At 39.2% G+C, this 10,242-nt stretch carries 9 protein-coding genes; 3 read left to right on the forward strand and 6 right to left on the reverse strand.

Features of this window, described 5'->3' with window-relative positions; translation table 11 throughout:
• The coding region (locus tag Q0F90_RS04760; RefSeq protein ID WP_296003832.1) for a hypothetical protein at positions 1-431 on the reverse strand (431 nt) is incomplete at its 3' end.
• A 600-nt stretch (positions 432-1,031) separates the two neighbouring features.
• Between Q0F90_RS04760 and Q0F90_RS04765 the strand changes: the two genes are divergently transcribed.
• The 3 genes from Q0F90_RS04765 to Q0F90_RS04775 all read left to right on the forward strand — a co-directional run bounded on the left by Q0F90_RS04765 (position 1,032) and on the right by Q0F90_RS04775 (position 4,394).
• A complete protein-coding gene (locus tag Q0F90_RS04765) occupies positions 1,032-2,336 on the forward strand; it encodes a cytosine permease (protein ID WP_296003834.1) in 1,305 nt (434 codons plus the stop codon).
• A 5-nt stretch (positions 2,337-2,341) separates the two neighbouring features.
• Entirely contained in the window at positions 2,342-2,506 is a 165-nt protein-coding gene (locus Q0F90_RS04770; protein ID WP_174892422.1) for a hypothetical protein, read from the forward strand.
• A gap of 166 nt (positions 2,507-2,672) precedes the next feature.
• Entirely contained in the window at positions 2,673-4,394 is a 1,722-nt protein-coding gene (locus Q0F90_RS04775) for a DUF262 domain-containing protein (protein ID WP_296003840.1), read from the forward strand.
• Positions 4,395-4,608: 214 nt separating this feature from the next.
• On the opposite strand, the gene Q0F90_RS04780 is transcribed toward Q0F90_RS04775, so the two are convergent.
• From Q0F90_RS04780 to Q0F90_RS04800, 5 genes are all read right to left on the reverse strand, one after another.
• The gene (locus Q0F90_RS04780; protein WP_296003842.1) at positions 4,609-5,217 is read right to left on the reverse strand and encodes a hypothetical protein; all 609 of its coding nucleotides are present in this window, start codon (positions 5,215-5,217) and stop codon (positions 4,609-4,611) included.
• Positions 5,218-5,533: 316 nt separating this feature from the next.
• A complete protein-coding gene (locus Q0F90_RS04785) occupies positions 5,534-6,397 on the reverse strand; it encodes a sigma-70 family RNA polymerase sigma factor (protein WP_296003844.1) in 864 nt (287 codons plus the stop codon).
• Between the two features lie 271 nt (positions 6,398-6,668).
• Positions 6,669-7,733, reverse strand: a complete 1,065-nt coding sequence (locus tag Q0F90_RS04790; protein WP_296003845.1) for an ATP-binding protein — start codon at positions 7,731-7,733, stop codon at positions 6,669-6,671.
• A 410-nt stretch (positions 7,734-8,143) separates the two neighbouring features.
• Positions 8,144-9,292 carry a glycoside hydrolase family 3 N-terminal domain-containing protein gene (locus Q0F90_RS04795; RefSeq protein WP_296003847.1) on the reverse strand — a complete coding sequence of 383 codons (1,149 nt, stop codon included), beginning with the start codon at positions 9,290-9,292 and terminating at the stop codon, positions 8,144-8,146.
• A 426-nt stretch (positions 9,293-9,718) separates the two neighbouring features.
• A partial coding sequence (locus Q0F90_RS04800; protein WP_296003849.1) for an iron hydrogenase small subunit occupies positions 9,719-10,242 on the reverse strand: 524 nt, incomplete at its 5' end.

The following is a 10,242-nucleotide window of genomic DNA, read 5'->3' on the forward strand; positions in this document are numbered from 1 at the left end:
ACATAAACCTTCTCATTATTTCTTTGGCTATCCTTAATAAAAGAAAAAGCATTATTTGCAAATGAAATATTATTTTCTCCAGGTTTATTATTTCTATAGGCTACGGATACATGATCAATATCAGTTTGTGATGCATACCTATTGTAAGCTTCATTAATACGATATGCATAAAGCCTATATATCCAAGAATCGATATGCGCTGCATAAAAAATATGTCGTTTTTTCTCAGTACTGACTCTTCCCTTACCCTGTTCTTTTACCCATTTAGGCTTAGGCATTTCAAAATGAATTAATGGATAAAATCCATGTGTCTTCACACGCAATGAATCTAATATATACGCTTTAACATTCTGGTAACTGATCCATAAGTCAAAATGACTATACTTACGACTAATATTAGAAACTTTCTCTTCCCATTCAGAAAACTCCATATTAAAGCCCCCAATTGCAAAACCCGTAAACAGGCTTTAGTGGAATAGCAAATTTACGGGTTAACATTTTTACACTATGCTTTTTTTATCGAGCAGGCGTCCACTAATAATTTAACAATTATTGTGTATGTTATACTAAGGAGTACACTAAAGATGAATCTTCAATGCGAACTAAGTATTACAATACTAGTTATCATTACTCGTGTAATACTTGAAGCCGTAGCTTCTTGTTTACCAAACAAGTATAGTGGAAGAAATAACTTCTGCCACTTGACAACAATTATGCTCCATTAAGGCAAATCCTTAATGTAATTTTATTATATGCTATGTCAACGTTGATAGCAATACTATTAGGTTTCATTTATTAATTAACCCTATAAATCAATAATCAAGAAATTTTAAACATCCATATTGTATATTAAAGCTATTTATGTTTTAATGAAGGCAAATACTATTCGATTATAAAAACAATAAATATCTATCCTTTATTAGAGAAATTCACTATATTTACACTACATAATAGGTCTTTACTACCATGCTTATATAAATTTTAAAACACATCATGGTAACTTTTTTTATTACGTAAAGGAGTATAGATGTATGAGTAAGGAGAAATTAGAGTTTGTAGAACCCGTTGATACAAACACAGATAATGAGTACTCGAGAGAGCCTGTGCCGTTAGGGGCGAGGAAGTCTTGTTTTTCTCTCACCATTGTTTGGACCGGATTCGTTTTCCTTGTTACTAGTATGATGGCTGGTGGCGGGTTAGCTGCGGGGCTGACTTTCAATGAGTTACTATTAGCCATGATTCTAGGCAATATTTTCTTATGTATCATTGCTGGGCTAGTGAGCGTTATTGCTTATAAAACAGGCCTTACCTTTGCCCTTTTGACTCGATACAGTTTTGGTCAGGAAGGATCTAGAATTGCATCCCTCTTCGTTCCTATCGTTAACCTAGGTTGGTACACCATTCAAGCGGCTTTATATGGACATTTTATTGCTCAAGTATTCAACCTTTCCTACACAGGCGAAGTCATTGCCATGATGCTCAGTGCAGTTATCATGGGTATCTTTGCAGTTCTTGGCATCAAATCTCTTGCTGTATTTGGCTACATTGCGATTCCGTCTATCGTATTCCTTTCACTAGGTACAGCGGCTCGTTCCGTTCAAACAATCGGTGGTTGGCAAGAATTATTTAACTATGTGCCATTGCAACCTATCGATTTACTGTCAGGTATTACTATCGTTATCGGTACGTGGATTTTATCTACTGCTACCTGTATCGCCGATATTATGCGCTATGGTAAAAGCAAGAAAGATGTTATTACAGCCAGCACAATCGGTCTATTAGGTGGTAACACATTGATGATCAGCTGCGGCGCTATCGCAGGCATAGCTATGAATGATGGTGACCTTATCAACGTACTCTTAAGCTTTGGCCTCGTATTCCCAAGCTTATTATTGTTGACGACAAATATCTTTACCACAAATGGTGCAAACCTCTATTCCACATCATTGAACCTAGCAAACTCTTTCAAACTAAATAGAAATATGATGCTAGCCGTGCTCATCGCTATCTCTGCATTAGCAACAATGACACAACCATATAAAATCGACTCCCTCTTTGTATTCTTAAGTACACTAGGCATTATCGTTCCACCACTATGCGGTATTATCTTAGCGGACTTTTACCTAGTTCATCGTGGAAAATACATCGATTACCACAAAGCGACTTTCAAAAAATGGAATCTAGTTCCATGGATCACTTGGGCCATCGCATTAGTGTGCGTGAAATTCATTCCATTCGGCCTTCCATCCTTGAACGGAATTGTAAGCGGTGCCCTACTGTACGCACTCATTACGTATATTGTGAAACCTAATGTTGTTAGTGAAAGCAAAGGGTGATTATCATGGCAATTCATAAACTATCTGCTATACTAGGCACAATTATTATGGGCATCGGCTCCTTTATTACCTGTCTAGCCACCAATGAAAGTACCATTACCCTTGGTAATGGTATGCTCGTGGTAAGTATTATCATGATGGGATTTGGGTACTCGAAATGGCAACCTTGATTTAATAAATCTATATAACACAAAAGGAGACTGTTTTAACACAGTCTCCTCTTTTTATGCCTCTATCCTCACTTTATTATCTATTTTTTATAATATTTGATCTCTACCTCAAAGTGTGATCTAATATTTATAAGGAAAGTATTTAATGTATATGGGAGGTAGTAATATGGGGATTATTAACTCAAATCTAACAAAACTAGGTTCTTTCTTAGGGAATGAAAAATTGTATATTCCAGAATATCAGCGGGGGTATTCTTGGGAGGAAACGCAACTAGATGACTTTTGGCTAGACTTGGAACAAATTTACGAAGAAAATACACATGATGAACACTTTCTTGGACAGGTTGTTATTCACAAAAATAAGGAAGATGGTAAACGCTATATTATTGATGGCCAGCAACGTATCTCAACTACAATTATCTTCCTAGATATCTTGCGAACAAAATTTAAAGAAATTGCCGAATCAACAAACAATAATGATGCAAATGACGACTCCGAGGATATTAATGCTAAATATATTGGCCGCATATCTGAAAGTAAACGAGAGCAATATTTATCTATAGGTGGTGTTGATAAAGAATTCTTCTTTGAATATATACAAAAACGTGGAGCCATTGATTATAGTGACAAAAAATTTGATAAAAAGAAACTTAAACCCTCTAACTATAATATCTTCTATGCAAGTAAATTCTTTAATGGAAAGGTAAATGAATTTCTTAAAGATAATGAGTCTAATCAATACAAAGTGCTAAATAAACTATATCAAGCCTTAATTAATCAATTTATTCTTATGACCGTTGAAACTGACGATATCAATGAAGCGTATATAATCTTTGAATCACTCAATGCTCGTGGTAAAGCACTAGAAACGGCAGACTTATTAAAGAATCATATCCTTCGCATGGCACAAAATGATTTACCTAGTGCTACTGAAACTTGGAATACTATTATTGATAATCTTGATAATATAGATCCGACAAAATTTATTCGTTACTATTGGAACAGTACAAAGCGCTTTGCCCGAGAAAAAGACTTATTTAAAGCACTACGTACAGATATAACATCACAATCTGATGTTAATACATTATTAGCAAATCTACGCTCTTTATCTAAAGTATGTGCAGCTATTCTACACCCTGATGATAACAAGGACTTTGATTTAACTGAGCTAAACGAACGTCTTATTGAGATGCAAAAACTAGATGCATCCTCATATATTCCTATTATCTTTGCTCTAAGACTACAAAACTACTCTGAAGAAGATATAAATGAGGTTTTAAAAGCGATAGAAACACTGGTAGTTCGTAACTTTGTAGTTTCAGGACTAGTTGCCAATAAATATGAGCTTGTATTTGCACAAATCGCTAGAAGTATTAGCGATAAAACTTGGCCTCCTAATAGTGAAGGCGAGTCCTCTAAAAAACCAACAAAAGATGATATTCTAAAAAAACTATATTCTCTTATGGTATCAGATGAAGAATTCATCAATAACTTCAGAATTTTCAACTCCAAGAAAAATGCAGTTATACGATATTTACTTCGTAAAATTAATAACTTTGATATTAACGAAACAAAGATTGTAGACGACTCAAACCGTGTTCATGTTGAACATATCCTTCCTAAAAAGATTAATGATGAATGGATTAACTTCAATGATGAAGACCACGAAACATACCTATGGCGTTTAGGTAATTTAACTCTGCTAGGCCAAGAATATAACAACAGAGCTAAGAATAAAGGCTTTGATAAAAAGAAAGAAATCTATAAGAAATCAGAAATCAAAATGACTCGTGATCTTGTCTCAATTGATGACTGGACTACATTCACAATCGTAAAACGGCAAGAAGACTTCGCTGAAATAGCACTAAAAATTTGGCCACGAAATTAATATTGCAACATATAATATTTGTCAAATAATTATAAAAGCAAAACAAAAAGGGTTGTAACAGAATATGGTTTTACCATATTCTTGCTACAACCCCTTTTTAATAGTAAAAGACTTTTAGGTGTATTAATAATCACCTAATTGTTTCTGTATTTTATTTTCTCCCTATATACCCTCCTTTTCTCTCCCCTCGTTCCTACTTTCACCCCCTAACGTGTTATCTTGTTAGGTCTCTCCAGGCGATAAATAGTTCGGCCACGACTTGTGGGTTTTGGCTGAGTTTGATGCGGGCTAGCATTTTGCGCACGTAGCTGCAGTGTTCTAGCATGGCTTCGTTCAGTTTGTGTTTGACGTGACGCAGGGATTGGTACACCAAGATCGGTGCAAAGTCCCCCACGTGAATATAGCTCGTATCGGGTTCCGGACCTTCCGTAACGATATATTCATAGGGTATAGCCACGTTAAAGAGGCCGTACACCACGTCTTTGCCGACAGGGCGCCGACATTTGATATGGGCAAAGGTTAGATGCGGACCATAGGTCTTAGGCGCTGTATAGCTACTGCGCCGACCGTCGCTGGTCATAATGTAATTGGGCCTTAGCCCTTCCTGTACCGCCAGCTCCCGTGTAATGGTGCGCATTGGCAGATGGACCAGTTCCTCACGGCCATCCACGAAATAGCACTTCGTACTATCGCCACCGCTAGGCTGATAGGTAGGAATAAAACAAACAATGTGGTTCTTTGGATTCGTATAGATCAAATCCAAATCCTCTCCCTTAGATAGCCGAGTGGCCATCAAATCTGTTAATTCATCATGTGTTATCATAGGAATTCTCTCCCCTCTAATTAGGAACATTCCCTTCAACAATACAATGAACACGTGTTCTGTGAAAGCAGATTCGCATGCTTTAATCTGCTGTTGCTTTAATTGTATATCACGTTGAATAATTTGTAAATATATACACAAAACTATAGAAATTTATGTATAATTAAAGACTTTATGATCTTGTAAAAGTTATATATACCTTGATGTGTCAATATTTTCTCATTTATATTGAGAATTGCATATTTTATGTATATCTATTAATCGAGATTAACAGAAATATACAGATTTTGGAATATAAATAAGACATTAAATTATATTAACACAAGTATCTCCGCAGTTTTCGTATGGCTCGTTCATGACGTCGCTGAATGGCTTGGCGGCTACAGTTCAGTTCTTCGCTAACCGATACCAAGCTTTGGCATTCTCCGTAGACACGGCGCAGTAGGTCACGTTGATCTGGCGACAGTCTACTTAAAGCCCATACGAGACGGGCTCGTAGCCGTTGTTCTTCATCAGAGGTCATAATCATGTCTGCTATATTCTCGCCAGATCCGAAGATATCCATGCCCACCGCTACGTCTCCATCGTCGGTGATGCGGTCTGGGATGTGAATCTCCCGATGATTACGCAATCGCTCGCGCTTCCAATACCGCATATAACCGTATCTAACACCAGCTTTCACAAAACCAGCGAAGGGTACGGGACCGTTCAAGTCAAAGCTGTAGATGGACTCTAAAAGAATGGCCCACAGATAGCTCTCTACGTCCTCGCGGAACTCGCGATTCCCCGTGCGATTCGTATAGTGCAAGATGAGCGGCCTATACCTGCGACAGAGCTCGATTTGAGCCGCATCATGGCGCAGCTCATCGACGGTCCACGGCTGGTACCCAACCGTCTGAATCCGCATATTTGGATTTTGACAAATCGACACGAGGCTCTTATCCGATAAGGATGTTAATACCTGATGCCCACAGATGAGCGTCTGTAATTTTAGCTCCTCTGGCACCTTGTACGCTGATTCCTTAGAAGATATTTCCTCAAATTGTGCCTTTTCAGATACTGATTTCTTAGATACCGTTTCATCAGATACTGATTTTCTAGAATCTAATACCTCAGATTGTAAGCTTGCAGTTTTTATACATGTTCTTTGTACTAAAGGTTCTTCGTTTTGGTATAACATAAATCCCCTTTCCTGCCATGGCATAGCGCTTAACTACACAATACAGCGGAACGGGGATTTTGACAAATCGGCAATTCCTTGGAATTCCTGTACATTTAATTGTATCAGTACCGTAATTTCTATCCATACTATGTCATAACTATACAATCAATACAGTAATTGCCGAAAATAGAAAATTACAAAAAATAACACCACATCCTAGGACGTGGTGTTATTTTAAAGAGGAAATATACTATCATTGGGTAATAGTATGTAAGCTGAAATTGTCTGTTTACAGCGCAATGCATGCGGCTTGCACAAAGTCTTTCAGTTGTGGTTTTACATGTGTGTGGTACACATCAGCGCCGTTACCGCGCACGATGTCACCCCAGTATTTATACACATAGCGGTACCAGAAATGGAACATGCTATTAGTAAAGTGGTAATCTGCGTATTTCGCAGGACCACGGCTATTGGCTTGAATGCGACCTACGAGCCCCATGGACATGAGATCGTTCAAACGGGATGTAAAGGTGCCGCTTTTAATTTGGCTTGCTTGTAAAAGCTCCACATAGTATGGTCTTTCAAGAGTAGCAAGGCCAGACAAGATAGCATTAGCACCTGTTATATTTTTCATATCTCGATGTAAGATATGCTGTGTTTCTTCAAATAGAGCGCCCGATACGGAGAAGAACAAATTAATGATATTCGTATCGATGCTTTCACCATTATCAAAATACTGCACGTACGCAGGCAAACCGCCTGTCACGGCGAATACAGTGCGCAAATCATCCTTTGCATAGTGAAGGCCCAAGGATTTCATGTCCACCAAGGAGAACGGTTTCACCTCGAAGTATTCGGACACGAACGGACCGATGAGGCTACGCTCACCGATGATGCGGCCATCGAGCTGTTCCAGGCCATTCGCCATCAAAATGATGTTCAAACGACTCGTATCTTTATAAGTATCTAATAAATCACGCAAGTGAATAGGGAATTGCGGCACAGCCTCCACCAAGGAAGGATAGTCATCAATCACCACGGTTTGCGGAGTTTTCACACTGCTTTCAAAAAGCCCTACAAAGGCTTGATGCAAGCTATCTACAGGCTCGAACTTGTCCTGATCATCAGTCGGAACAAAACGTGCCTCAAGAGCTCGATTCATGTCAGCCACGTGGACTGATTCATTGGCCATGCGCCCCGCCAAATATAACGCCTTATGACGGCGTACAAGCTGCGAAGCCACATAGGATTTACCACTGCGATGAGGGCCGTACACAACACACAAGCTCATCTTGCCCTCAGCGATACGGGACTGGATACTCTCTATAATCTCAGCACGTCCCACAAAATTCATATACTCTCACCTCCAACTGTCTATGGAGATTATTATATCATAAATTTAAATCATTTTTAAACTTATTTTCATATTATTAACATGACTTTTGATTATGTTAAATTTTTTACGCATTAAATACACTTATTTTATGGTTTAATTTTTACCCATACCATTGTGAAAGCACAGATATTTACTGCATTTATATAGGTGCATGGGTATGGAAGCAGTATACGGGGTCCAGTATATAATCTGTATTTTGTAATCAACAACTATAAAAAATGACGTGCCTACCGGAAGGTAAGACACGTCATTTGCATTTTACTCATATTTAATTATTGCTCAACTTGTATAGCTGATTTGTAATACTGAATTCTTATCACTGAATTCGTATTACTAAATGTTAAATGTTAACTATTTGTTGTTAAATTCTATTGTTGAATTTGTGTTTGCATTTTCATGGACAGAATACGCTTAACCGCTTCGTTAAGGCGTTCATTGGTAATCGTTCCATTTGCCACCGCTTGTGTTAACGCTCGATGAACTTCGTCGATGTGAACTGTGTCCGCATCAACGAGGATGAGATCACTGCCGGCCACAACGGAGGCTACTGCATAGTCCCCTATCTTTTGGTTTGCTTGCAGAGCACCTACATCGATGCGGTCCGTCATGACGATACCGTCATAGCCGAGGTCCTTGCGAAGCCAGTCTTGAATGACTGGTTTTGACGCACTCGCTAAGTGCTCATTATCGATAGCTGGGATTTGAATATGGCTCATAACGAGCATATAGGTATTGGCCGTCGTCTGTGCAATGAGTCGTTTAAAGACGGCTACATCGTTATTGTTGAGGTAGTTTTTCGCCTCATCAGCAGTATTAAAGGATGCATCGCCGAGGCTCACCGCTGGGAAGTAGTTATAACCAAACCACATGTGATTGATTTGGTAACGCTCCGCCATGGCTAGGTCCATATAACCGGCCCACGTCGGGTCAGATGTGTAGGACACATTTGGCACACCTAGGTTCGCATTTGGTCCAATGACGAGATTAAAGCCCATATCACGCATTTCGATGGCAGATCGGGTAGCCAAGTTAATGATACGCTCCATCGGCAATTGACCTAACCGATTAGGCTCTGGCAAGCGCAAGAAACTATCATTGGTGTGCAACACTTTATCGCGATTCATCCCAATGTACGGCGTCACCATGCTGGCAGTCATCGCCGTTTGCATGATATCGTTGTTGAAAGCTTTCACTTGGTTTTTATTATGTAGATTTTCATTGGTTAGCATAACGCCGCTCACGCGATATTTGCGGATCACATCCTTTTGGGACTGCCCTAACGTGTTGCCATGAAGGCTGATCATCATCAGCTGGCCCACCTTGTCCTCTCGTGACATGGCCCCAAGCCAAGTATTCACCTTTTCAGGGATCGGCTTGTTCGATTCCATGACGGCACGGTACGATACGGTTCGTACCGCCTCTTGCTCTGCCTGACTCTCATGTTGGCATCCAGTTGTACCAACGGCAGCAACTATTAAGGCTATGCCGCATAGGGCACGCCGAAAAAACTGGTTCATCTCTCCTAGAAACTCCTTACTGCTTATGCAATAGATAACTATGGGCCTCTCTATGTTTCTCTCTTACACACCCATAATTCTCCCTTTAATCCGAATATTATAATTCTATATTATACACTATATAATTCATCTTTTCCTCATGTTAAAAGCAAGTTCTTATGCTGAATTATCATAATAAGGTTATAAATTGATAATAATTCATCACTTGAATATATAACCTCTACACACTTAAATGAGTATAGAGTATTACGTATAGAATATAATTCAATGCGTATGTAAGTATATAAAATGAAACGTATTAAACCCTATATAAATAAAAATCCTACGAATCGTTTGTAAGGTGATGCTTACAATAGCCGAAACTATTAAAGTATCAAGTCACTCATGACTCGTAGGATTCTATTTTTATATTGTTATACTCAATAATTAGCCTTTGAATTTAGGGGATGTTGGACAAGTTTCAGGTGTTACGTCTTTGCGAGTACCAAGAACCGCACTGCGGTCTGTGTAGTGTGTATGCAAGAGTTCGTGTGCTTTGTGGCCCAAAGGTTCACCTAAGAAGTCTTTGTACAATGCTTGGATTTCTTCGTTTTCGTAGGAAGCAACCCATTTGTAGTTTGCATCAGCTTCGTAAAGACCACCGATACGTGCTTCTTTAGTTTTCACTGCTTGAGGCAATTTAGTGCGCGGTTGACCGCCGCCGCCGATACAGCCGCCTGGGCAAGCCATAACTTCGATGAAGTCATAGTGTTTGCCATTTTCTTTTAAAGCATTCAAGAAGTCACGAGCGTTTTTACCGCCATGCACTACAGCAACGGACAATGTTACATCATCGCCCAATTGTACAGTCGCTTCTTTTACGCCGTCCATACCACGAACTTCCTCAAGGTGAGTCAAAGCGTGTGGAGGTGGCTCATTGCCAGTCACGAGTTTGTAAGCTGTACGCATAG

Source organism: uncultured Veillonella sp. (assembly GCF_934190855.1).
Classification (GTDB): Bacteria; Bacillota; Negativicutes; order Veillonellales; family Veillonellaceae; genus Veillonella.

What these genes read in the sequence shown, in the direction of transcription:
- Q0F90_RS04765 (WP_296003834.1), top strand. Translation starts at nt 1,032, where the DNA reads ATGAGTAAGGAGAAATTAGAGTTTGTAGAACCCGTTGATACAAACACA.
- Q0F90_RS04770 (WP_174892422.1), top strand. Translation starts at nt 2,342, where the DNA reads ATGGCAATTCATAAACTATCTGCTATACTAGGCACAATTATTATGGGC.
- Q0F90_RS04775 (WP_296003840.1), top strand. Translation starts at nt 2,673, where the DNA reads ATGGGGATTATTAACTCAAATCTAACAAAACTAGGTTCTTTCTTAGGG.
- Q0F90_RS04780 (WP_296003842.1), bottom strand. Translation starts at nt 5,217, where the DNA reads ATGATAACACATGATGAATTAACAGATTTGATGGCCACTCGGCTATCT.
- Q0F90_RS04785 (WP_296003844.1), bottom strand. Translation starts at nt 6,397, where the DNA reads ATGTTATACCAAAACGAAGAACCTTTAGTACAAAGAACATGTATAAAA.
- Q0F90_RS04790 (WP_296003845.1), bottom strand. Translation starts at nt 7,733, where the DNA reads ATGAATTTTGTGGGACGTGCTGAGATTATAGAGAGTATCCAGTCCCGT.
- Q0F90_RS04795 (WP_296003847.1), bottom strand. Translation starts at nt 9,292, where the DNA reads ATGAACCAGTTTTTTCGGCGTGCCCTATGCGGCATAGCCTTAATAGTT.